The sequence below is a fragment of the Ruegeria sp. CDSC052 genome (assembly GCF_059610685.1).
On record NZ_JBXWOB010000009.1, the window covers coordinates 112129 to 135341 of the forward strand.

At 58.4% G+C, this 23213-nt stretch carries 17 protein-coding genes; 7 read left to right on the forward strand and 10 right to left on the reverse strand.

The window, feature by feature from the left end:
• Position 1: 1 nt before the first annotated feature.
• From AC2FIM_RS14845 to xdhA, 4 genes are read right to left on the reverse strand one after another with little or no spacing between them, the layout of a single operon-like run.
• A complete protein-coding gene (locus AC2FIM_RS14845) occupies positions 2-1519 on the reverse strand; it encodes an ABC transporter ATP-binding protein (RefSeq protein ID WP_142638946.1) in 1518 nt (505 codons plus the stop codon).
• A complete protein-coding gene (gene xdhC / locus AC2FIM_RS14850) occupies positions 1516-2451 on the reverse strand; it encodes a xanthine dehydrogenase accessory protein XdhC (RefSeq protein WP_271952550.1) in 936 nt (311 codons plus the stop codon). Before xdhC ends, AC2FIM_RS14845 begins: the two co-directional genes overlap by 4 nt.
• Entirely contained in the window at positions 2451-4775 is a 2325-nt protein-coding gene (gene xdhB / locus AC2FIM_RS14855) for a xanthine dehydrogenase molybdopterin binding subunit (protein ID WP_496679390.1), read from the reverse strand. The genes xdhC and xdhB overlap by 1 nt, the downstream gene beginning before the upstream one ends.
• Positions 4772-6133 (reverse strand): xanthine dehydrogenase small subunit, encoded by a 1362-nt coding sequence (xdhA, locus tag AC2FIM_RS14860; RefSeq protein ID WP_496708356.1) that lies wholly within the window; start codon positions 6131-6133, stop codon positions 4772-4774. Before xdhA ends, xdhB begins: the two co-directional genes overlap by 4 nt.
• 343 nt (positions 6134-6476) lie before the next feature.
• Between xdhA and dnaE the strand changes: the two genes are divergently transcribed.
• From dnaE to AC2FIM_RS14875, 3 genes are all read left to right on the forward strand, one after another.
• Complete coding sequence (dnaE, locus tag AC2FIM_RS14865) at positions 6477-9977, forward strand: DNA polymerase III subunit alpha (protein ID WP_496732128.1); 3501 nt, start codon at positions 6477-6479, stop codon at positions 9975-9977.
• Positions 9978-10066: 89 nt separating this feature from the next.
• A complete protein-coding gene (locus tag AC2FIM_RS14870; RefSeq protein WP_496679382.1) occupies positions 10067-10279 on the forward strand; it encodes a YMGG-like glycine zipper-containing protein in 213 nt (70 codons plus the stop codon).
• A 20-nt stretch (positions 10280-10299) separates the two neighbouring features.
• Positions 10300-10653 (forward strand): hypothetical protein, encoded by a 354-nt coding sequence (locus tag AC2FIM_RS14875; RefSeq protein ID WP_496679379.1) that lies wholly within the window; start codon positions 10300-10302, stop codon positions 10651-10653.
• 4 nt (positions 10654-10657) lie between these two features.
• On the opposite strand, the gene AC2FIM_RS14880 is transcribed toward AC2FIM_RS14875, so the two are convergent.
• Positions 10658-10852 carry a SlyX family protein gene (locus tag AC2FIM_RS14880; RefSeq protein ID WP_142638896.1) on the reverse strand — a complete coding sequence of 65 codons (195 nt, stop codon included), beginning with the start codon at positions 10850-10852 and terminating at the stop codon, positions 10658-10660.
• A 128-nt stretch (positions 10853-10980) separates the two neighbouring features.
• On the opposite strand from AC2FIM_RS14880, the gene hisS reads away from it, so the two are divergent.
• The 3 genes from hisS to hisG are packed head-to-tail and all read left to right on the forward strand — an operon-like array spanning position 10981 to position 14285.
• On the forward strand, positions 10981-12507 hold the full coding sequence (gene hisS, locus AC2FIM_RS14885) for a histidine--tRNA ligase (protein ID WP_496679375.1): 1527 nt from the start codon (positions 10981-10983) through the stop codon (positions 12505-12507).
• Between the two features lie 3 nt (positions 12508-12510).
• Positions 12511-13599 carry an ATP phosphoribosyltransferase regulatory subunit gene (locus tag AC2FIM_RS14890; RefSeq protein ID WP_142638892.1) on the forward strand — a complete coding sequence of 363 codons (1089 nt, stop codon included), beginning with the start codon at positions 12511-12513 and terminating at the stop codon, positions 13597-13599.
• On the forward strand, positions 13596-14285 hold the full coding sequence (hisG, locus tag AC2FIM_RS14895) for an ATP phosphoribosyltransferase (RefSeq protein ID WP_496679372.1): 690 nt from the start codon (positions 13596-13598) through the stop codon (positions 14283-14285). The genes AC2FIM_RS14890 and hisG overlap by 4 nt, the downstream gene beginning before the upstream one ends.
• On the opposite strand, the gene AC2FIM_RS14900 is transcribed toward hisG, so the two are convergent.
• A complete protein-coding gene (locus AC2FIM_RS14900) occupies positions 14286-14717 on the reverse strand; it encodes a DUF1489 family protein (protein ID WP_281973647.1) in 432 nt (143 codons plus the stop codon).
• Between the two features lie 128 nt (positions 14718-14845).
• Between AC2FIM_RS14900 and AC2FIM_RS14905 the strand changes: the two genes are divergently transcribed.
• Complete coding sequence (locus tag AC2FIM_RS14905) at positions 14846-17128, forward strand: adenosylcobalamin-dependent ribonucleoside-diphosphate reductase (RefSeq protein WP_271952531.1); 2283 nt, start codon at positions 14846-14848, stop codon at positions 17126-17128.
• A 658-nt stretch (positions 17129-17786) separates the two neighbouring features.
• Here the strand turns inward: AC2FIM_RS14905 and AC2FIM_RS14910 are convergent.
• The 4 genes from AC2FIM_RS14910 to AC2FIM_RS14925 all read right to left on the reverse strand — a co-directional run bounded on the left by AC2FIM_RS14910 (position 17787) and on the right by AC2FIM_RS14925 (position 23052).
• On the reverse strand, positions 17787-18200 hold the full coding sequence (locus AC2FIM_RS14910; RefSeq protein ID WP_496679366.1) for a hypothetical protein: 414 nt from the start codon (positions 18198-18200) through the stop codon (positions 17787-17789).
• A 145-nt stretch (positions 18201-18345) separates the two neighbouring features.
• Positions 18346-20289, reverse strand: a complete 1944-nt coding sequence (locus tag AC2FIM_RS14915) for a multiheme c-type cytochrome (RefSeq protein ID WP_496708358.1) — start codon at positions 20287-20289, stop codon at positions 18346-18348.
• Between the two features lie 56 nt (positions 20290-20345).
• Positions 20346-21323: an HAD family hydrolase gene (locus AC2FIM_RS14920; protein WP_281973651.1), complete on the reverse strand. Its 978-nt coding sequence runs from the start codon at positions 21321-21323 to the stop codon at positions 20346-20348.
• A 97-nt stretch (positions 21324-21420) separates the two neighbouring features.
• Positions 21421-23052: an arylsulfatase gene (locus AC2FIM_RS14925; RefSeq protein ID WP_496679361.1), complete on the reverse strand. Its 1632-nt coding sequence runs from the start codon at positions 23050-23052 to the stop codon at positions 21421-21423.
• Positions 23053-23213 lie beyond the last annotated feature (161 nt).

Sequence of the window (23213 nt, forward strand, 5' to 3'; positions counted from 1 at the left end):
ATCAGACATGGGCTACCTCCATGCCATGTGCACCGCCCATCATCAGGCCGATCTCATCCACGGTCAGACCCGTGGTTGTGCGTGGCGCGCTGAGCCTGCCTTCGTTCAGGGCGGCAAAGCTGTCCGAGATTTCCATCAATTCGTCCAGATCCTGGCTGATGCAGACCACCGCCGTGCCCTTGGCGGCAAGGTCCAGAATGGCCTGTCGGATCGACGCAGCGGCAGCGGCGTCCACCCCCCATGTGGGTTGGTTCACGACCAGTACATCGGGGTTCTGCAACACTTCGCGTCCGATCACGAATTTCTGTAGGTTGCCGCCTGACAATGACCGGGCCGCATTCTCGGGCCCTGGCGTGCGCACATCAAAGGCGCTGATGATCTTTTCAGCAAAGCTTTTGGTATCTGCCCATTTCAAGAACCCGTTGCTTTCCAACCCTTCGCGGACCGATCCGGTCAGCAGGGCGTTTTCGGTCAGGCTCATGTCTGGGGCGGCTGCATGTCCCAACCGCTCTTCGGGGGCGGTCAGTACGCCCAGCTTGCGCCGTGCGGTTGGGCCCAGTTTGCCAATCGGCTGGCCATCGAACTTGATCGCATCGGCAGCTGTCTGGATTTCGCCAGACAGGACACCCAGCAGTTCGTCCTGTCCGTTGCCGGCAACACCGCCAATTCCCAGCACTTCGCCTTTGCGAACTGTCATGTGGACATTCTTCAGCGCGGTGCCGAATTCAGACGGTGAGGGCACGGAAAGCCCGCTGACATCCAGCGCGACCTCGCCGAACTCGCGGCCTCCGCGCTCAGGTGTTTGCAGGGTTGAACCGACCATCAACTCGGCCATCTCCCGGGCCGAGGTTTCAGACGGAACGCATTCGCCCACATTCTTGCCCAAACGCAAGATCGTAGCGTGGTCGCATAGGGTGCGGATTTCTTCAAGCTTGTGCGAGATATACAGGATCGATGTGCCTTCAGACCGCAATTTATTCAGCGTTTCGAAAAGGATATCGACTTCTTGCGGAGTCAGAACACTGGTTGGTTCGTCCATGATCAAAAGCTTTGGATCCTGCAGAAGGCAGCGAATGATCTCAACCCGTTGGCGTTCCCCCGCAGACAGGTCGCCGACTGTACGAAAGGGGTCCAGCGGTAGGCCGTAGGTTTCCGAAACTTCCCGAATGCGCGAGGCCAGGTCGCCCATTGGCGGCGGGTTCTCCATCCCCAATGCGATGTTCTCGGCCACGTTCAGCGCGTCGAACAGCGAAAAATGCTGAAATACCATCGCGATTCCGTCAGCACGCGCGGCGCGCGGCTCGGGCGGAGCAAAGGGTTGGCCACGCAACAGCATGGTGCCGCTGTCGGGCTTCACCAAGCCATAGATCATTTTGACCAGCGTGGATTTTCCCGCGCCGTTTTCGCCCAACAGGGCATGAACTTCGCCCTCACCGATGTCAAAGGACACCTGATCATTGGCCACGACGCCGGGATAGGCTTTGGTCAGTCCTTGCAAACTTAGCAGTGGAGTGGTCACGCGCTCAGATCCTTCTTCAAATTGTTTTGCCCGATCGGGCGCAGCAGTTGTGATGCGACGCCCACGGCAATCATCTGCGGGTGCTTGCCCAGGCCCGGGTCGCCAATCGGGCAGGTGATCCGGCTGATCCGCTCGGGCGAGTGCCCCAGCGCTGCCAGCCGAGACCGGAACCGCGCCCATTTCGTAGCCGAGCCGATCAGCCCCGCAAAGCGGAAATCGTGCGAAAGCAGACGGTTGCACAATTCCAAGTCCAGATTGTGTGAATAAGTCAGCACCAGATGTTCAGCATCACGCGGCGCATGCCGAACCAGTTCCGCTGGTTTCGCGGCAGGGACGGCGGTGACTCCGTTCGGTACGGTTTCTGGAAACCGCTTGGATCCTGTATCGACCCAAGTGATTGCGAGATCGGGCAGCGGTGACAGGACATCCACCAGGGCGCGACCGACGTGACCCGCGCCCCAGACCCACAGTGCACGCGCTGGTTTGTGGACCGGCTCGACCATCCAGCCTTCGATCAGCTGTGCCTCTGGTGCAATCCCCTGTCCGCGGGCTTCGGTCAACAGGCGTTTGACCGACAGTGGCATGTCCTGGTTCGATGTTGGGCGCGCGATGATGCTGTCGTCCAGATCGTTGATGTTGTTGCGGTCATAGACCTCGCTTAGCAAGGAAACAGCGCCACCGCAGCACTGGCCCATGTCGGGGCCAAGCGCGTGATGGGTCAGGCGCGATTGGGCGGTTTGTATCCGCGCCGCTTCGGCTGCCTGAAACTCAAGTGTGCCGCCGCCGATCGTGCCGGATTGCCCGTCCTGCCAGACCAGCATTGCGGCACCAACCTCACGTGGGGACGAGCCCTTGATCCCGGCGATGACTACCCGGATCACGCGCCCATGGGTTTTGACCGCCTCCCTCAAAGTCTCAAGGTCAAATCCCATCAGTCGTCCCCCTTCATCCTTTGGACACCATGCCAGACTTCTTCTGCCGTGGCGGGGGCATCCAATGCGGGGTAGCTGTTTCCGCAGGCCGCCACCGCATTCGACAGTGCCAGCCAGGCGGATATCCCAAGCATGAATGGAGGTTCGCCTACCGCTTTCGAGCGATAGATCGTGTCCTCACGGTTTTCAGCCTCCCAAAGCGCAACGTTGAAGATGTCGGGGCGGTCGGAACAAGCCGGGATCTTGTAGGTCGATGGCGCATGGGTGCGCAGATTGCCTGTGCCATCCCAGACGAGTTCTTCGGTCGTCAACCAACCCGCGCCCTGCACATAGCCACCTTCGACCTGACCGATATCCAGCGCAGGGTTCAGCGACGCGCCCGCGTCATGCAGGATATCCGTGCGCAAGATGCGGTTCTCACCGGTTAGTGTGTCCACGGCAACTTCGGTGATCGAGGCGCCATAGGCGAAGTAGAAAAACGGACGACCTTGGCCTTTGATCCGGTCCCATTCGATCTTGGGTGTCTTATAGAAGCCGGTGGCCGAAAGGCTGATGCGGCCCTGATAGGTCAGCGCAGCCGCTTCGGCAAAGGTATAGCGTTCCTCACCAACCGATACATGACCATCCCCGAAGGTGACAGCCGACGGGTCGGCCTGATGTCGCTCGGCCAGATACTCTGCCATCCGGTCGCGGATTGTGTCACAGGCGGCTTTCACCGCCATGCCGTTGAGATCGCTTCCCGAGGATGCCGCCGTTGCCGAGGTGTTCGGCACTTTGGCCGTGTCTGTGGCGGTGATCTTCACCATCTCTAGCGGAATACCAAAGCGTGAGGCGGCAACCTGGGCCACTTTTTGAAACAGGCCCTGGCCCATCTCGGTGCCGCCATGGTTCAGGTGCACGGACCCGTCCTGGTACACATGCACCAGCGCGCCGGCCTGATTCAGATGGGTCAGGGTGAAGGAAATGCCGAACTTGACCGGAGAGAAGGCGATGCCCTTTTTGATCACGCTGTTCTCGGCATTCCATTTCTGAATTGCTGCCTTGCGCGCGGCATAGTCGCTGGAATTCAACAAGGCTTCGGTCATGCCGTGAAGTTCGAAATCTTCGACTTCCATGCCATAAGGGGTGGTGTTTGGCGTATCGCCGCCATTGCGATCAGGGGCATGGTCATCGGTACCCGCCGGGGCAGCGTAATAGTTCCTGCGGCGCAGTTCGACCGGGTCCAGACCCAGCTCATGCGCGGCGTGGTCCATGACGCGTTCGATTCCAACCATACCCTGAGGGCCTCCAAACCCCCGATAGGCGGTGGCAGATTGGGTGTTGGTTTTCAGCCGGTGACTTTCGATCCGCGCATTGGGCAGCAGATACGCATTGTCGGAATGCAGCATCGCCCGGTCCGCGACGGGCAGCGACAGGTCTTGTGCCCATCCGCATATGGCATGGTGCAGAAAGGATACCCCCTGAATATGCCCATCCTGATCGAACCCGGCCCTATAGCCAATGCGAAAGGCATGCCGCTTACCGGTGATGATCATGTCGTCATCGCGGTCATAGCGCATCTTGCAGGCTGTGCCGGTTGCCCGCGCAGCCACTGCGCAGGAAACAGCCAGAGCGTTGCCCTGGCTTTCCTTGCCCCCGAACCCGCCGCCCATGCGCCGGGTTTCAACGCGCACAGCATGCATGGGAACGCCCAGAGCCTCTGCCACTTTGTGCTGAATCTCAGTCGGGTGCTGGGTTGAACTGTGGACCAGCATATCAGCACCCTCATTCGGCACCGCCAGTGCAGCCTGACCTTCCAGATAGAAATGCTCTTGCCCGCCAAGCTCAAAACTGCCTTCGATCACATGCGCCGCGCCTGCGATGGCGGCGTCTGCATCACCTTTGGTGTAGATGCGCGGGCCGTCCTCGAACCGACTGTCGGCGGCCAGCGCCTCTTCAATCGTCAGAATTGGTGTTTCTTCAGTATAGTCGATCTTGCCCAGTCGTGCAGCTTTGCGCGCGGCCAGATGGCTGGTGGCGACAACCAAAAATACGGGCTGCCCGATATAGTGGACAGAGCCGTCCGACAACAAAGGTTCATCGTGAATGGACGGTGAGACATCATTCGCAAAGGGCAGGTCTTCGGCGGTCATCACCATGACGACACCGTCGGCGGCTTTGACTGCAGACAGGTCAATCGCGGCGATTGTGCCCTTGGCGATGGGACTGAGACCAAAGGCCAGATGCAACGTGCCTTTTGGTGTTGGGATATCGTCCACATAGCGGGCCGAACCGGACACATGTAGCGGCGCGGCGTCATGAGGCAGTGGTTTTGTCACGCTCATGCCGACACCTCCAGCACATTGGTTACCTGGCCCTGATCTTCAAGGAAATAACGTTCCAGCATCGCTTTCGCCGTCTCAAGGCGGTAATGAGCCGAGGCGCGCATATCTGACATTGGCGCGTAATCCTCGGCAAACATCGTCAGAGCGGATTGAACGGTAGCAGCTGTCCATGGCTTGCCGGTCAACGAAGCTTCGACTTGAGTGGCGCGTTTCGGAACGCCCGCCATGCCGCCAAATGCGATGCGCGCCTGAGTGACGGTACCTTCTGCAACGGTAATGTTGAAACACCCACAAACGGCCGAAATATCCTGATCAAACCGCTTGCTGAGCTTGTAGCATTTCAACCGATCCGCTTGGCGCGGGAAGCTTACGGCTTCGACGAATTCTCCGGATACGCGATCCTGTTTTCCATAGTCGATGAAGAACTCTTCCAAGGGCAGCGTTCGCCTTGTGTCGCCTTTGCGCAGGTGCAGGCTGGCGCCCAGGGCAATCAGTGCAGGCGGGTTGTCACCGATTGGTGACCCATTGGCGATATTACCGCCTACGGTTGCGGCGTGCCGCACCTGTACGCTGGCATAGCGGCGGATCATTTCAGCATAAGAGGGGTGCAGATCGCCCAGCGCTTCGCCCATGCGGTTCATATCGACCATGGCACCAAGGCGAATTTCATTGTCAGTAACCGTGATCTGTTTCAGATCATCGCAACCGTTCATGAAGATTACTGTTTTCAGGTCGCGCAACTGTTTGGTGACCCAAAGGCCTACATCGGTCGCGCCAGCGACCAGGGTGGCCTCTGGGTGTTCGGCATAAATGGCGGCAAGCTCGTCCGAGGACCGCGGCAGCATAGGAGACGCGGCGGGTGCTGCGTCAGGCTTGTCCTTGACCCAGACGGGAACAGGGTGCTTTTCGGCGGCTTTGGCGGCACGGATAATCGGCGCATAGCCCGTGCAGCGGCACAGGTTCCCGGCCAGCTGTGTGTCGTGATCGGTTGCACCATTCGCATGCCCGGCCACCATCGACATTACAAAGCCGGGGGTGCAAAAGCCACATTGCGACCCGTGCATATCAACCATTGCCTGCTGAACCGGGTGGGCCTTCCCGTCCGGGCTGCTGGCGCCTTCGACGGTGCGCACCGCTTTGCCGTGGAGCTGAGGCAAGAACAGAATGCAGGAGTTCAGAGCTTTGGCTCCTCCCTGATCCGTCACCATGACAGTGCAGGCACCGCAATCACCTTCGTTGCAGCCCTCTTTGGTGCCGGTCAGAGAGCGATCCTCGCGCAGCCAATCCAACAAGGTGACTGTCGGATCGACATTCGCCAACTCCACTGTCTCTCCGTTCAGAAGAAACGTGATATCCATTCGTGAAACCCGTCGCGTTACCGAATTGCGCCTCTGAATGCTCTCCTTCGATGCGACGTAGAAAGAGTGCGGGCGGATAGCTTGCCACTAGATGTTAGAAACAGCGCAGCCAATCTGGCAAGAAAAACCACGCTTCTGATGTATCATTTCATTGGTCCGATCCTTGTGTTTCATGTGGTTTCGATGTTCATCACATTGAAACTAAACGGTTTTGTAGCATGTTTCACCCTCAGAGTCCGAAGCACCTTATGGATTTCCCGAACAATCAACGCATGTTTTTTTGGCAATCCGAACCTACGGTTCAGGCTTTTGTACCATCACCGGCTGCGATAGCGTGGGCGGCATGAGCAGCACTCCACGATTCATCCACCTCCGCGTTCACACCGAATATTCCCTGCTGGAAGGCGCCGTGCGGCTGAAAAAGCTGCCTGGTCTGTGTGAAAAGTTTGAGATGCCCGCCGTCGCCGTCACGGACACCAACAGCATGTTCTCTGCGCTGGAGTTTTCGGTCACCGCTAGCGGGGCGGGTGTTCAGCCGATCATGGGGTGCCAGGTCGATCTGACCTATCTGCAGGCGCAACCGGGCGAGAAAGCGAAAGCCCCCGCGCCGCTGGTGCTGCTGGCGCAGTCAGAGGTCGGGTATGAAAACCTAATGAAGCTCAGCTCTTGCCTGTATGTGGACAAGGGCGGGCAGTTGCCGCAGGTGACATTGGATGAACTGTCAGAGCGCTCGGATGGTCTGATCTGCCTGTCTGGCGGCCCCGACGGACCGGTGGGGCGCTTGTTGCAGCAAGGGCAGCGCCCAGCGGCCGAGGTCTTGGTGGATCGCCTTGCAACCATGTTCCCGGATCGTCTGTATGTCGAACTACAGCGCCATCCAGGCGAGGGTGGTCAGCCCGAGGCCGAACGTCTGACCGAGCGCGGCCATGTTGAAATGGCCTATGCCAAGAACCTTCCGCTGGTGGCTACCAACGATGTCTACTTCCCGACCACGGACATGTACGAAGCGCATGATGCGCTGATCTGTATTGCCGAGGGCGCTTATGTCGATCAGCAGGATGGCCGCCGCCGTCTGACCGCACAGCATTATTTCAAGTCGCAGCAGGAAATGGCGACCCTGTTCGCCGATCTGCCCGAAGCAATCGAAAACACGGTCGAGATCGCCAGGCGCTGTGCGTTCATGGCCTATCGCCGTGATCCGATCCTGCCGAAATTCGCCGATGACGAGGTGGCCGAGCTGCGCCGCATCGCCAATGAAGGTCTGCAGAAACGTCTGGCCGTGATCCCGCATGCGGTAACCCCTGAAGAGTATCAGAAGCGGCTGGATTTCGAACTGGACATCATCGAGGGCATGGGGTTTCCGGGTTATTTCCTGATCGTTGCCGATTTCATCCAATGGTCAAAGGATCAGGACATCCCGGTTGGGCCGGGGCGGGGCTCGGGCGCGGGGTCGCTGGTGGCCTATGCGCTGACGATCACCGACCTTGATCCGTTGCGTTATTCGCTGCTGTTCGAACGTTTCCTGAACCCCGAACGGGTATCGATGCCTGACTTCGATATCGACTTCTGCATGGACCGCCGCGAAGAGGTGATCCGCTACGTGCAGCAGAAATATGGGCGCGACAAGGTTGGGCAGATCATAACTTTTGGCGCGCTGCTGTCGAAGGCCGCCGTGCGTGACATCGGGCGGGTTTTGCAGATGCCATACGGGCAGGTGGATCGCCTGTCCAAGATGATCCCGGTCGAAGGGGTGAAACCCGTCTCGATTGAAAAGGCGCTTAAAGACGAACCGCGTCTGCGTGAAGAGGCGCGTAATGAAGAGGTTGTCGATCGCCTGCTCACCTACGGCCAACAAGTCGAGGGGCTGTTGCGGAACGCATCGACCCACGCGGCTGGCGTGGTGATTGGCGACCGTCCGCTGGATGCGCTGGTGCCGCTGTATCAGGATCCGCGTTCCGACATGCCTGCGACCCAGTTCAACATGAAATGGGTAGAACAGGCCGGTCTGGTTAAATTCGACTTTCTGGGTCTGAAAACCCTGACCGTAATCCAGAATGCGATGGATCTGATCTTCAAATCCGGGCGCGACCTGCACATTGCTGCTGATGGCACCGAGCTGTACGAAGCCGCCGAAGGGGCCGCGAACCAGATTAACGCCATCCCGCTGGATGATGAAGCGACTTACAAACTCTACTCAGCGGCCAAGACCGTAGCGGTGTTCCAGGTGGAATCCTCGGGCATGATGGATGCGCTCAAGCGGATGAAACCGGATTGTATCGAGGATATCATCGCCCTCGTCGCGCTATACCGTCCGGGCCCGATGGAGAACATCCCCAAGTTCTGCGAGGTCAAGAACAAGCTGAGCGAACGGGACACGCTGCACCCTTCCATCGACCATATCCTGGACGAAACCCAAGGCATTATCGTCTACCAGGAACAGGTTATGCAGATCGCTCAGGAAATGGCGGGCTATAGCCTTGGCGGAGCGGATTTGCTGCGCCGCGCGATGGGTAAGAAAATTCAGGAGGCGATGGATGCCGAGCGGCCTAAGTTCCTCAAAGGCGCTGCTGAGAATGACGTGGACGAGGCTAAGGCGACCGAGGTCTGGAACCTGTTGGATAAATTCGCCAACTATGGCTTCAACAAATCCCACGCTGCCGCCTATGCCGTGGTCAGCTATCAGACCGGCTGGTTGAAGGCGAACCACCCGGTCGAGTTCATGGCCGGGGTCATGAACTGCGATATCCATCTGACTGACAAGCTGGCGGTTTACTTCGAGGAAGTCCGCAAAGGGTTGGAACTACCTTACATACCGCCCTGCGTGAACCGCTCGCAATCCACGTTTGACGTGGTGGATCAGCATCTGGTTTACGCGCTGGGCGCGTTGAAAAACGTCGGCGTTGAGGCGATGAATTTGGTAGTAGAAGGACGTGCAGGCAAACCGTTCGTCAACCTCTTCGACGTTGCCCGCCGCGTCGATCTGAAGAAGGTCGGCAAGCGGCCCTTGGAAATGCTGGTGCGTGCTGGCGCGTTTGATGAACTCGACAAGAACCGCCGCCGCGTCTTCGAAAGCCTTGATCCGCTGGTGCAATATTCAGCTGCGATCCACGATCAGAAGAACTCGAACCAGGTATCGCTTTTCGGCGAGGCGGGCGACGACCTGCCCGAGCCACGCCTTTCGCCGACGCCGGACTGGTTGCCTGCCGAGCGTTTGAGCGAAGAGTTCAAGGCCATCGGATTTTACCTGTCCGGCCACCCGCTGGATGATTATATGCCTGCCCTAAAACGCAAGCAGGTACTGACACTGGATGAGGTGATGGAAAAGGCACGCTCGGGTCCGCTGATCGCCAAGATGGCCGGTGTAGTGGCTGGGCGGCAGGAACGGAAATCTGCGCGCGGAAACCGGTTTGCCTTTGCCCAACTTTCTGACCCTACAGGTGCCTATGAGGTCACACTGTTTTCCGAAACGCTGGAGAAATCCCGTGAGTTTCTGGAAACCGGTGCACAGGTGGTGCTGACCGCCGAAGCAACGATGGAGGCCGATCAACTCAAACTTCTAGGCCGGTCCGTCGGGCCGGTAGATGCGGTCGTGGCCGAGGCAGGGGCGACCGGGCTGCGCATTTTTGTTGATCAGCCGCAGGTTCTGCCCACAGTTGCCAAAGTTCTGGAAGATGCCGCTGGCGCAGCCAAGGGGGCTGCGAAAGGGCCTATCCATCTGTGCCTGCTTGATCCTGGCCTGCCGGGAGATGTCGAGATGGACCTTGGCCAGGAATTCCCGATCAACCCGCAGATCAAAGGGGCGATCAAGTCGCTGGACGGCGTGATGTCGGTTGAGGAAATCTGACCGCCCCGGAAAAGTTGCCTGACATTCGCCCGCCGGATAGGCTGAGGACTGAAAGAGATTTTCTGGTGATGCCACAGGAGGGCAACCATATGACGATCCCACATTTCGGTTTTCGAACATTGATATTGGCCGCGTCGATGGCCTTGGTCACCGCCGGGTCGGCGGTGGCGGACGACAAGAAGAAAAAGAACACCATCGAAGGCGCGTTGATCGGGGCGGGCGTCGGTGCTTTGATTGGTGATGGCAAGGGCGCGGCAATCGGCGGCGTGGCCGGTGCCCTTATTGGACATAACTGGAAATGACTACGATGCGTTTGACCCAAATGAAAACCGCTCTCGCAAGCCTGTGCATGATCGTTCCGGGCATGGCCATCGCCGACGAAGCTGCTGAACAAATGGTTCAGGACGCATTGCCCGTCATGTATCATACCTGTGCAACGGTGGTTGAAGAGTCGGACGGTGATGAGGCCTATATCTTTGCGGTTGTCGAGAAGATGACAGCACTGTCGATCTATAACCGCCAGATTGATATCAATGATCACGCAAGCACGGACGAGGACAAAGCGAAACTGCGCGAGACCTTCATAGCCGCATTGAGAGAGGGCTGCGCCGAGGACCAGCATGCCCTGTTGGGCGGGGTTGTCGACAATGCGGTGAAAACGACGCTCGGCTTGTAATCGCTCAGTAATGCGGTGGGCGTTCGTCTCCTAGGATGATGCCGCCTGATCCTTCTTGTGCCCGTTCACCTTCGCGGCGCATCAGCACCTCAACCCGGCGGGTCAAGTTGTCGATCTCATCCTGCTGGCGCGTGACGATTGTGTTCAGATCTTCGACCGTGCGGGTCAGATGGGCGATCTGCTCTTCCAGATGTTGCATTGGAAACTCCTGTCTCGGGCCGGTCATAACGGCACCGGCTGTGCAAGGCCAGCGAAAGCGCGCCTTGCCCCGAAACGGGCCATGGGATAGACCGCGCGCGGAACACTTAACGCCCAAGGACGCCCCAAATGGCCAAGCCCAAGAAACAGCCCCGCCCCAAGGCCGTAACGCCGAAGGGGTTTCGCGACTATTTTGGCGAGGAAGTTACGCAGCGCACCGAGATGCTGCGGACTATCGCGGGTGTCTATCATCGCTATGGCTTTGATGCTTTGGAGAGCAGCGCGGTCGAAACGGTCGAAGCGCTGGGCAAGTTCCTGCCTGACGTAGATCGTCCGAACGAAGGCGTCTTTGCCTGGCAGGAATTTGATGAGAACGACAAGGGCGATTGGATGGCCCTGCGCTATGACCTGACCGCGCCATTGGCCCGCGTCTATGCGCAGCATCGCAACGATCTGCCGACACCGTATCGCCGCTTTGCGATGGGTCCGGTCTGGCGCAACGAAAAGCCAGGCCCGGGGCGGTATCGTCAGTTTTATCAATGTGATGCGGATACGGTGGGTACCGCATCAATGGCGGCGGATGCCGAGATTTGCGCCATGTTGTCGGATACGCTGGAAGAGGTCGGAATTGATAAAGGTGACTATCTGATCCGCGTCAACAACCGTAAGATTATGAATGGCGTGCTTGAAGTGATGGGGCTGGGTGATGATCCGGCGGCACGGGAAAACGTCCTGCGCACAATCGACAAGTTCGATAAGGTGGGCGAGGCCGGTGTGCGAGAGTTACTAGGCAAAGGGCGTCTGGATGCATCGGGTGCATATATCGATGGCGTTGGGCTTCAAAAAGAGCAAATAGATCGCGTCACCCAATTTCTTACGGCGCGACGACGACTGGATGTTCTCGGCCCAGATGACGATCCAAACTTCGGCTACAATGAATCTGTCTTGAACACAATTATGAATTTGGTATCGGAGTCTCGTGAAGGCATAGATGGCGTAAGAGAGTTGATGGAAGTAGTAAATCTGCTTTCTGCTCAAGGTTATGGCCCAGACCGTATCGTCATCGACCCATCGGTCGTGCGTGGCCTGGGCTACTATACCGGCCCGGTCTATGAGGCCGAGTTGACCTTTGATATCTTGGATGAGAAAGGCCGCAAGCGGCAGTTCGGCTCTGTCGCAGGCGGTGGGCGCTATGACGATCTGGTCAAGCGTTTCACTGGACAGGAAGTGCCAGCGACCGGTGTCTCCATTGGTGTCGACCGCCTGTTGGCTGCTCTGCGCGAAAAGGGGCGGATCAGCGCACAGGCCAAGGGGCCGGTGGTTGTCACCGTGATGGATCGCGACCGCATGGCGGATTATCAGGCCATGGTGGCCGAGCTGCGCAATGCCGACATCCGGGCCGAGGTGTATCTGGGCAACCCCAAGAATTTCGGCAATCAACTGAAATACGCTGACAAACGGAACTCACCCATTGCCGTGATCGAAGGCGGCGACGAAAAGGCAAACGGGATCGTGCAGATCAAGGACCTGATCCTTGGTGCAAAGATCGCCGAAAGCGCCACGCTTGAGGAATGGAAAGAACGCCCAAGCCAGTTCGAAGTGCCGCGCGGTGATCTGGTCGCCAAGGTGCGCGAAATTCTGGACAATCAGGACTGAGCCATGGCCAACCGTACTCAGATACAGACGCGCGCAGCAATGATGCGGGTGCGTTTCGAGACCGCAGGTGCCCGGGTTGTTGATCCGCCTCTGTTGCAACCGGCTGAAACGTTGCTGGACCTCTATGGGGAAGACATTCGCGCCCGTGCTTACGTTACCTCGGATGCGCTGCATGGTGAACAAATGCTGCGCCCGGATTTCACGCTGCCGGTGGTGCAGATGCACATGTCCGACGGTGCCGAACCGGCGCGCTATACCTATTCGGGTGAGGTGTTTCGGCGGCAGGAACACGATCCGGATCGCGCGAATGAATATATCCAGGTCGGGTATGAGGTGTTTGATCGCACCGATCCGGCCAGTGCCGATGCCGAAGTGTTTTCGCTGTTCGCGTTGCAACTGCGTGGGTTGCCCCTGCGGGCGGCAACCGGCGATATCGGTATTCTGACCGCTGCTGTCCAGGGGCTGAGGACTTCCGACCGGCGCAAGGCGGCGCTGATGCGCCATCTGTGGCGGCCCCGCCGTTTTCGCGTCTTGCTGGACCGTTTCGCTGGGCGCAAGCCGGGGCCTGAAGGACGCAAGACCTTACTCGAGGCTGCTGACCCTTTGGCAACCGACGCGCCTATGATCGGCAAGCGCCGCGCCTCTGAAATTCAGGCACGGATCGAAGCCCTGCGTGAGGATCGTGATACCCCACCGATTTCCGACAACGAACTGGCCGGGTTGGAAACCCTGCTGAACGTCCGCGAAACCATGCCCTTTGCGCTTGAACAGCTGCGCGACGTGGCGGTGGACTTGCCGCAGATCACCCCGGCGCTGGACCGGCTTGAGGCGCGGATCGCGGCCTTGCAAGCGCGCGGCGTGGATGTGGACAGGTTGGATTTCGAAGCGTCTTATGGCCGGACCTCGATGGAGTATTATGACGGGTTTGTCTTTGGTTTCTACGCCGAGGGCCGGCCGGATTTGCCGCCTATTGCCACTGGGGGGCGCTATGATGCACTGACCCGCCACTTGGGCAAAGGCGCAGAAATCCCCGCAGTTGGCGGCGTGCTGCGCCCGGACCTGATGCTGGAGATAGAGGAGGACGCGCAATGAGCCTGAAACTGGGCGTGCCTTCAAAGGGCCGGTTGATGGAAAAGACCTTTTCGTGGTTCGAAAAGCGCGACATCACCCTGTCTCGCAGTGGGTCGGACCGCGAATATGCCGGTAAGGTGGAAGGGATCGAGGGTGTCTCGCTGATCCTGTTATCGGCGGGGGAAATTCCGCGTGAATTGGCTGCTGGTCGCATTCATCTTGGCGTCACCGGAATTGATCTGGTGCATGAAAAGCTGCCGCGCTGGGAACAGCAGGTCGAAGAAGTATCTCCGCTTGGGTTTGGCAAGGCCGATCTGATCATCGCTACGCCAGCCTGCTGGGTCGACGTGGACACGCTTGATGACCTTGACGCGGCGGCGGCGGCTTTTCGCAAGACCCACGGCCACCGCCTGCGGATTGCCACCAAATACCACCGGTTGGTGCGTGAATTTCTGACAGATGCGGGCGTGGCCGATTATACGCTGGTCGACAGCCAGGGGGCGACCGAAGGCACGGTAATGAATGAAACCGCCGAAGCGATTGCCGATATCACGTCAACGGGGGAAACCCTGCGCGCCAACCATCTGAAAATCCTGACAGACGGGCTGATCCTGCAATCGCAAGCAACCCTATGGCGCAGCCGGGTGGCCAAGTATACGGACGAAGACAAGGATGTTCTGACTGAGGTGCTCGACCGTCTGGCCTGATTACAGCACGCCGATATCCGCCAGCGCGCGGTTTAGATCATCGGGCAGGGCATCGTCCTGCGCGCGGGTTTTTGGCAGATCGGCGGGGGTGTCCTCGGGCTTGAGATAACGCCACCCCTGAAAGGGGCGCTTCAGGGCGTTCTGGGTGCGATGAACCTCAGGATCCAGAATGATGGCGCAGCGGCGAATGCCGTCATCCCCGATCACTTCGTCCATTCGTAGGATGCGCTGACGGCATTGCACAACGCCTTTGATCACCCAATAGATTGATCCGCCATTCAGAATCTCTGCCTCGCGTTTGGGCCACATGCGTGTCACGTGGCGCGGCAATCCGTCCTCGTACAGAGGCATGCGACTCTCCTGCCATGCGATCAGCGTGTCGACGCTTTCTGATCCGACGGACAGTTTTATAAGGTTTACGTACTTATCCACAGCTTTCCCACAGAGTCGTCCCAAGGCTACCTTTATATTGTAGTCTTCTGCACCGCTTCATCAAGGTGTTGTGGTGAAGGTGCGAATTGGGCTAATCTGGATACCTCTTTCAAGACAGGGAATCACCAATGAGCCGCTTTGCCGCCCCCATCGCCGAGCAGATCTGGGACATGAAATACCGCTTTAAACAGGCGGATGGAACGCCCATAGACCAAACGGTTGAAGACAGCTGGCGCCGTATCGCTCGCGATCTGGCCCGCGTGGAACAGGACCCTGCTCATTGGGAAGACAAGTTCTTTGAGGCGTTGGAGGATTTCAAATATCTGCCCGCCGGACGCATCACCGCCGGTGCGGGCACTGCACGCCGGGTGACCCTGTTCAACTGTTTTGTCATGGGAACCATACCAGACAGCATGGGCGGTATTTTCGATATGTTGAAAGAGGCCGCCCTGACCATGCAGCAGGGTGGGGGGATCGGCTATGATTTCTCAACCATTCGTCCGCGTGGGGCGGATGTACACGGGGTGGCGGCGGACGCCTCGGGGCCGCTGAGCTTTATGGATGTGTGGGACGCGATGTGCCGGACGATCATGTCTGCGGGGTCGCGCCGCGGGGCGATGATGGCGACCATGCGCTGCGATCATCCCGATATCGAACAGTTCATCACCGCCAAATCCGACCCGGCCCGTCTGCGCATGTTCAACATGTCGGTTCTGGTGACAGATCCGTTCATGGAGGCAGTCAAGGCCGATGGCCCGTGGGAACTGGTGTTTGATGGCAAGGTCTATCACACCATCCAGGCCCGCGATCTATGGAACAAGATCATGCAGGCCACTTACGACTATGCCGAGCCAGGTGTGATCTTCATCGATCGGATCAATGCGGCCAACAACCTCAGCTATGTCGAGACCATCGCGGCGACGAACCCCTGCGGCGAACAGCCCCTGCCGCCTTATGGCGCCTGCCTGCTGGGCTCGATCAACCTGGCGCGTTTGGTGACCGGACCGTTCGAGGATGCCGCTCATCTGGATGAGGCCGCGCTGCAAGAGCTGGTCGCCACCGCCGTTCGCATGATGGACAATGTGGTCGACGCCTCGAAATTTCCGCTGGCCGAACAAGAGGCTGAGGCGCAAGACAAACGCCGCATTGGTTTGGGTGTCACCGGGCTGGCCGATGCACTGTTGATGCTGGGTCTACGCTATGGCTCTGACGAGGCGGCGCGTCAGACCGAGCGCTGGTTGCACGCAATCGCCCGCGCCGCGTATCTGGCGTCGGTCGATTTGGCAAAGGAAAAGGGGGCGTTTCCCTTGTTCGAAGCCGAGAAATACCTGGCCAGCGGCACAATGCTGCAGATGGATGACGACGTACGCGATGCGATCCGCGAACACGGCATCCGCAACGCGCTGCTGACGTCGATTGCCCCGACGGGGACGATTTCCCTGTACGCGGGCAACGTCTCTTCGGGGATCGAGCCGGTCTTTGCCTATGCGTATACGCGCAAGGTCCTGCAAAAAGATGGCTCGCGCACCGAAGAAGAAGTCGTGGATTACGCCGTTCAGATGTGGCGCGACAAGTTTGGTGATAAGGACCTGCCCGACTATTTCGTCAACGCGCAGACGCTGCCTCCGTCTGATCATGTCAAGATGCAGGCGGCGGCACAGAAATGGATCGACAGCTCGATTTCCAAGACGATCAACTGCCCCGAGGATATCAGCTTTGACGCTTTCAAAGATGTCTACATGCAGGCCTGGGATCAGGGCTGCAAAGGGTGCACGACCTATCGCCCCAACGATGTGACGGGGTCGGTTCTGACCGTATCAGAGAGTGCCGACAAAGCTCCTGGAGAAAGCGCGGATGCGCCGCACGAGGTTGATGGCGGCGATGTCATCTACATGTCCGAACCGCTGGACCGCCCACAATCGCTTGAGGGGTCAACATATAAGTTGAAATGGCCCGACAGCGAGCATGCGATTTACCTGACCATAAATGACATTGTCATTGGCGGCCGCCGTCGTCCGTTCGAGGTATTCATCAACTCCAAGAACATGGAGCATTATGCATGGACGCTTGCGCTGACCCGCATGATCTCGGCCGTGTTCCGTCGGGGCGGCGATGTGTCCTTTGTGGTCGAGGAACTCAAGGCGGTGTTCGACCCGCGTGGCGGGGCCTGGGTGAAAGGCAAATACATCCCCTCGATCCTGGCCGCGATTGGCGGAGTGATCGAGCAGCACCTGATCAATATAGGCTTCCTTGAGGGCGAAGGGATGGGGCTGAAATCCGACCCTCAGGCGCAAGTGGTCAACCTCGACGGCCCCCGCGGCAAAGCCTGCCCGTCCTGCGGTCAGTTCGACATGGTGATGATCGAAGGATGCATGACCTGCCGTAGCTGCGGTCACTCTAAATGCGGGTGAGCTGAAGTAGTGGATTCTGTTGTTGGTACACCAAGCAATTGAGACCCAAATCAGCGATTTTTTCGCCCAAAGACAAGGTCTTTGTCGGCCTAGTATCAAAATCCCCTTGTTATCATAGGGGTGGGAAAGCGTTTGATTTTCTTAACAGATGCTTTCTCAGCCAGTATCAATAGTACGAAGGTATTGACGTGCGTCCGGCAATAGGGCTGTTTCATTCTATGACGACATCACAGCATATCTTTCTCATACGATTTCTCTGATCTGCCCCTGTTAGTGCCGACCGTTGGCTGCTTCTCAATTCTACTCTTCTTCGCACGTTGTCGGTCGGTTTTTCTCACTGGATAGATGAGGGAACTGCTATGAAGACCATCAAACTCCTACTCGCCACTGATCCCAATTTTAAAAAAGATGCTCTTACGCATCGGTTCACTGAATATTTGAAGAAATAGCGCAAAACGCGGCTGGCCAGAGAATTCATCGGAGACGATGAACATTCGGTCGATCTCGGCGGAGATGATTTCGATAAAGTTGCTCGCGAACTATCGGATGGTGTCGCGCTAACTTGAGATGACAAGCGGCGCATCAAAAATCTAGTTCAGCGCATCCCAAAACACAGGGCTGAAGCCTCAGGTCTTGGGCATCTTTCGGAGAAAGAAATCTAACGACTGCGCCCACTAATGAATGAGGTTCGCTTGGTGGAGCCGAGAGACGAGCACTGGGTGGACGAGACAGTATCTTCTTTACATGAAGAAATGCCGTGGATGTCTGCCGACACCAATGAGGGCTGGCACGCGTTGCGGCGCATCTCTAGTATCAAAGATACAATCTCGTTGCCGAAGGACAGGTCCGTGTACATATAGTCGGTGAGAAAGCTCCATTTCCCGTTACTGGCGGCAAAGGCTCCGATAAAGGCAAAGTCCAGATTCTCAAGCGCGTCGCCAAACATGAGTGCGCCCTTGATCTGCCCTGCGGGTGTATCGATTGCGGTTTTGGTCTCGGGCGCGAACAGGTAGATCGTTGCCTCGTAGTTCCAGTCAGTATTCTGAGCAGACGCGGGCCCGGATGCCGGCAACTGCCGGCGCGATTGCGGTCAAGATCGTTTTCATAGGCAGTGCCTTTTGAGCTAACGTTTCATTGTGTGCCGGGTGGCTTCAGAGATAGCAGAAGCTGAGCAGCTCAGCGGTCCGCTCTGAGGTTCCGGATTCTGGCAAGAGCAGTCACTCGCTATCTCCTTGCAGTGCAGGTTTTCCTTCCAGCTCTGCCTGTGTGGCCAGAAGTGCGGGATGTTCCGGATTGGCTGACAGAGCTTCTGCCACAACCGCGGCGGCAGCAACGCGTCCTTGGGTTGCCGCTGTGATCCTGGCCAGCATCATCCATGCATCCAGCCGTTGCGGATCCAGCCGCACCACCTCGCGGAACGCGGATGTGGCCATGCCCATGTTGCGCATGGTCAGTGCCACACCGCCCAGTTGGAGGTGGGTTTCAGGAAAATCGAGCCGGTTTGCCATGGCATCCTGCCATTCAGCCATGGCGGCTTGCAGCTCTCTGGCGGTTCCATTCTGGAGGCCGTTCTCCGTATCACCCAGCATCGCGCGGGCAGCGGCCATGCGCACATTGCGGGCAGGGTCGGCAAAGACATCGGCCAGGCGCTTGCCCCTTTCCTGAAGCGGTGCAAGGCGCTGCAGAGAGGCCGCGGCAGCGCGGACAAGCGGATCCGGGTCCCGCAGCAGGTCCGTCAGCCTAGCGGCGAACAGCGGGTCGTTGGACTGCTCCAGAAGCCAGAGCGCAGTGGCCCGCACGATGCCCGGCTGGCTGGTATTCTGCGCAAGCGCTGTCAAGTCGCCGGCGGCCGCTGCCGCATCGGCACGCCCCCGCGCCAGCACCTCCCCGTAATGTCGGCCACGATTTCTGTCGTCCGGGTACCAAGCGGAAATCTGTGCAGCTGCCCAGGCTGCGTCCTGGCCGCGGTGGCAGGCGGTGCAGGCATCCGGTGCTCCCGTCACTGGCGAAAGGTCCGGCCGGGGAATGCGGAAGGAGTGATCGGCGCGCCAGTCGTTGCCCATGTAGACGCGTTCTGGCATGTGGCAGGACTGGCACTTCGCTCCGGCGCTGTTTTCCGGGTGGAAGTGATGTGCAGGGCTGTCGTAGTCCGCTGCTGTGAGTGTTGGGAAGTCCGGATTACCCGCCGGGCTGTGGCATTGGGTGCAAAGGCCGTTGCCTTCTGCCTTCAGGTCCAGACTGTGTGCGCCGTGGCAATTCAGGCAAGTCACGCCCCGAGCGTGCATCTTAGATTGCAGAAAGGAGCCGTAGACATAGACCTCGTCCTGGATCTGCCCGTCCGCGTGGTAAAGTCCTGGGCGCAAAAGTGCGAGCGTGTAGGCATCATGAAAACGCGTGCCTGGCACCGGGTTGCCGTCCAAGTTGGCTTCGCGTCTGGAATGGCACGTCGCACATTGTTCGACTGCCTGCCGAGGATCGGCGAAATCCACAGGAAATCCATGGTTTGCGGGCGGCGGTGTCCTTGTCGTTTCCCACGTATCAGCCCAATCAACGTGGTCCTTTCCCGGTCCGTGGCAGGCCTCGCAGCCAACGCCTATTTCGACCTGGGTTGATGCATAGCTTAAACGGCGTGCGTCGTAGTTTTTGCGGAACCCGGTGGCGTGGCACTCCGCACAGCGCGCATTCCAGGTCTTGTAGGGACCCGTCCAATGCAGACCATCCAACGGGGGCAGGGTCTGGTCCGGATAAAGGTGGAACCACTTCCCCTCTTCGGTGTCCCAGACCACGTCAAAACTCTGCAGCTGCCCCGGTTCGGTCTCGAGAAGATATTGCTGCAGCGGTTCGATCCCCGCAACCGAATGCACTTTGTATTCCGCATGCGATCCATCCTTTTCGATCACCTCGACGTAGTATCCGCCCTCAGCTCCTGTCTGAAACCGGGCGGTCATACCGTCATGGTGAAAGGCCGTTCCGCCGAAGTCACCTGCGACCGTCTCCTGCGACGGCGTTGTCCAGGCCTGAGCGTGATGCGATCCTGCCCAGCCTGCGGCACTGTCCTTATGGCAACCGGTGCAACTATCCGACCCCAAGTAGCCGTCAAGGCTCTGGGCCATCGCTGGCAGACCCAGCAGCAAGAGAAGGATCAAGACTACAATCTGCATTTTCAGAGGGCCATCCGATTTTCTGGGTCGTTCATGGACAGGGATGGTGCAGGGCTTCATTCGCGGCTCGGCCAGATCCGCTCCCAATCACGGGCCATGTCGATTACCAGCCAACCGCGGCTGGCTGCTTCATCAAGTCCGCGTGCAAGCTGCCCGATATGGCTTTCACGGCCGTAAGCGTATTCGCGTTCGCTGTCAGTATGGTGCAGCAGGATGCCCAGCCGCGCACCATCGCCCGCAGTAGTCCACTCAAGCATCTGGAAGTCTCCATCGGAATTTCCCACTGCGATCACCGGCCGGCGCCCGATGCGGGCCTCGATAGCAACGGGCTTACCTGCCTTGTCGTCGATGAAGAATAAACCGGGGTCCTTCATCACCCGCGGCGGTCCGTCCCCGGCGGAATAACTGCCATTTCCGATGGATCCGATGACCTGCTCGGGCGGAATGTTATAGGCGCTTTCAGAGAACACCCGGATGAAATGCAGGCCGCCGCCTGAGGCGATGTAGGTACGGAAGCCTTCATCGCGCAGATAGGTCAAGAGCTCCAGCATGGGTTGATAGACCATTTGGTCATAGGCCAGGCCTGTGCCGGAATGCCTGGCCGTGTCCAGCCAGCTGCGCACGGCGGCCTGGAACTCGTCCACCGTCAGGCCGGAGTGGGTGGTGGAGACGATTTCCAAAAGTCCCTCAGTGCCCGAGGCGGCCACTGTCTCCATGTCGCCTTCGACTGCGGCCCGCAGCACGTCAGACGTGAGCACCCCGGGATCAGCGGCAGCCATTTCTTTCAATCGGTCGATGGCAAATAGCAGTTGAAAGTAGACCGGCTGTTCTGCCCAGAGCGTGCCGTCATTGTCGAAGGTCGCAATACGCGCGGCCGGGGTGACATAATCAGGTGAATCCGGGTCCGTTATGCCTTCGACAAACGCAATGATCCGATCCTTGGTGGCCGTATCCGTCCAAGACGGCAAAGGGTCAGCGAGCGGAGCTGATGCAAACAGAATTGTCAAAGGAATTGAAATTAGCAGAGCACGCATAGGGACAACCTCCGCAAATGCAGGGAAAGGGATGCCGAGGCAACCGGAAAATTAGGCGCCCCGACGGAATACTCCGTCGGGACGAAGTGGGATGAGTCTACTGCGAGCCGCCCGGCTGCGACAGCTTCTCCATTACCTTGTCGAGGCTGAACGAAGCCGCCTCCTGCCGTGGCGGGTATTCTTCGAAGGTTGCCAGGAACTGCCCAACATAAGCCTGGGCCGGCACCAGCATGAAGGCGTGGTCCATCAGCCAGTCGTAATAGGTGTTCGACGTCCGGTAACCGCGTTCATAAGGGTCGCGGCGCAGGTTGAAGATCAGCGGCACGCGCAGCGGCGTCAGCGGCTCCATCCAGGCCCGGAGAGTTCCCCAGGCCTTCTGCTCGAGGAAGGTGATCTTCCAGTTGTTGAGCCGGATCGCCGCGAGGTCGCCGTCGTCAGTGAAGTAGAAGATCTCATTACGCGGGCTCTTGTCCGTGTCACCCTTGAGCATTGGCAATAGGTTGTAGCCGTCGAGATGGACGCGATACTCGCGGCCTGCCATTTCCGGAACGGTGATGCCTTCGAGCAAATCTTCCTTGATGGTTTCATTGCCTGCAGCGGCCAGGAATGTTGGCAGCCAATCCATGTGATGCACGATCTCGTTCGAGATCGTTCCGGGCGCGATATTACTGGGCCAGCGGACCATAGCAGGCACCCGCCAGGCGCCTTCCCACTGGGTGTTCTTCTCGCCCCAGAACGGGGTCATTCCGGCATCCGGCCATGTGTTCATATGGACGCCGTTATCAGTGGAATAGAACACGATGGTGTTATCGGCGATGCCGAGCTCGTCAAGCTTTTCGAGGAACTTGCCGATATCCATGTCGTGTTCGATCATGCCGGCAGTGTATTCATCAGCTTTTTCCCCATTGTATAACTCATCCGCGAGCGCGCGGTTCTCTTCGCTGACGTGGGTACGGAAATGCATCCGTGTGCCGCTCCACCACAGGAACCACGGGGTGCCGGCGTTGGTCTGTTCCTCCATCCAGGCAATTGCAGCATCTGATGTCTCGTCGTCCACAATCTCCATCCGCTTCCGGGTCAGTGCCCCGGTATCCTCGATATTCTGGGTGATTTCATTTTCGCCGTAGGTCGCGGTCACGTTCAAAACACCACGCGGACCGAACCGTTCAAGGAACGTCGTGCCGTCTGCCAACACCATATCCTTCGGGTAGTCCTCGTTTTCCGGCTCTTCTTCGGCGTTCAGATGGTAGAGATTTCCGAAAAACACATCGAAACCGTGGTTCGTCGGAAGGTGTTCATCCCGGTCTCCCAGATGGTTCTTTCCGAATTGACCGGTGGCATAGCCTTCGGCTTTGAGGAGGCCGGCAATGGTGGGATCTTCGATCTGCATACCTTCCTTGGCACCGGGCAGGCCGACCTTGGAAAGGCCGGTGCGGAAGACCGACTGGCCCATGATAAAGGATGACCGGCCAGCGGTGCAGGATTGTTCACCGTAGTAGTCGGTGAAGATCATACCTTCTCTGGCAACCCGGTCGATATTCGGCGTTTGATAACCCATCAACCCCATTGTGTATGCGGAGATATTGGACTGGCCGATGTCGTCGCCCCAAATGACGAGAACGTTCGGCTTGCCGCCCGCGCTGCCTTCCTGGGCAAGCGCCGGCGCAATCCCAATGCTTAAAATCAGGAACCCGGCCGCGACGGCCCTGTTCAAATACGAAACTGGCATAATCGGTCACTCCCTCACATTCGCTAACAGTGAAACTTGAGTTGGTAGCAGACAAGCACCAAGCGAGAGGCTTTGTCCGCCCGTAGAACATTTCGAGTGGGATCAACTATCCATAAGTTGAATGTATGGCGCAACACTTTCTTTTTTTTGGCAATCTTTCG

Excerpts from the sequence above, each read along its gene's own strand:
- xdhC (WP_271952550.1), bottom strand. The coding sequence starts at position 2,451 with ATGGGATTTGACCTTGAGACTTTGAGGGAGGCGGTCAAAACCCATGGG.
- xdhB (WP_496679390.1), bottom strand. The coding sequence starts at position 4,775 with ATGAGCGTGACAAAACCACTGCCTCATGACGCCGCGCCGCTACATGTG.
- hisS (WP_496679375.1), top strand. The coding sequence starts at position 10,981 with ATGGCCAAGCCCAAGAAACAGCCCCGCCCCAAGGCCGTAACGCCGAAG.
- hisG (WP_496679372.1), top strand. The coding sequence starts at position 13,596 with ATGAGCCTGAAACTGGGCGTGCCTTCAAAGGGCCGGTTGATGGAAAAG.
- AC2FIM_RS14875 (WP_496679379.1), top strand. The coding sequence starts at position 10,300 with ATGAAAACCGCTCTCGCAAGCCTGTGCATGATCGTTCCGGGCATGGCC.
- AC2FIM_RS14905 (WP_271952531.1), top strand. The coding sequence starts at position 14,846 with ATGAGCCGCTTTGCCGCCCCCATCGCCGAGCAGATCTGGGACATGAAA.
- AC2FIM_RS14870 (WP_496679382.1), top strand. The coding sequence starts at position 10,067 with ATGACGATCCCACATTTCGGTTTTCGAACATTGATATTGGCCGCGTCG.
- AC2FIM_RS14890 (WP_142638892.1), top strand. The coding sequence starts at position 12,511 with ATGGCCAACCGTACTCAGATACAGACGCGCGCAGCAATGATGCGGGTG.
- AC2FIM_RS14920 (WP_281973651.1), bottom strand. The coding sequence starts at position 21,323 with ATGCGTGCTCTGCTAATTTCAATTCCTTTGACAATTCTGTTTGCATCA.
- AC2FIM_RS14915 (WP_496708358.1), bottom strand. The coding sequence starts at position 20,289 with ATGCAGATTGTAGTCTTGATCCTTCTCTTGCTGCTGGGTCTGCCAGCG.
- AC2FIM_RS14925 (WP_496679361.1), bottom strand. The coding sequence starts at position 23,052 with ATGCCAGTTTCGTATTTGAACAGGGCCGTCGCGGCCGGGTTCCTGATT.
- dnaE (WP_496732128.1), top strand. The coding sequence starts at position 6,477 with ATGAGCAGCACTCCACGATTCATCCACCTCCGCGTTCACACCGAATAT.
- AC2FIM_RS14880 (WP_142638896.1), bottom strand. The coding sequence starts at position 10,852 with ATGCAACATCTGGAAGAGCAGATCGCCCATCTGACCCGCACGGTCGAA.
- xdhA (WP_496708356.1), bottom strand. The coding sequence starts at position 6,133 with ATGGATATCACGTTTCTTCTGAACGGAGAGACAGTGGAGTTGGCGAAT.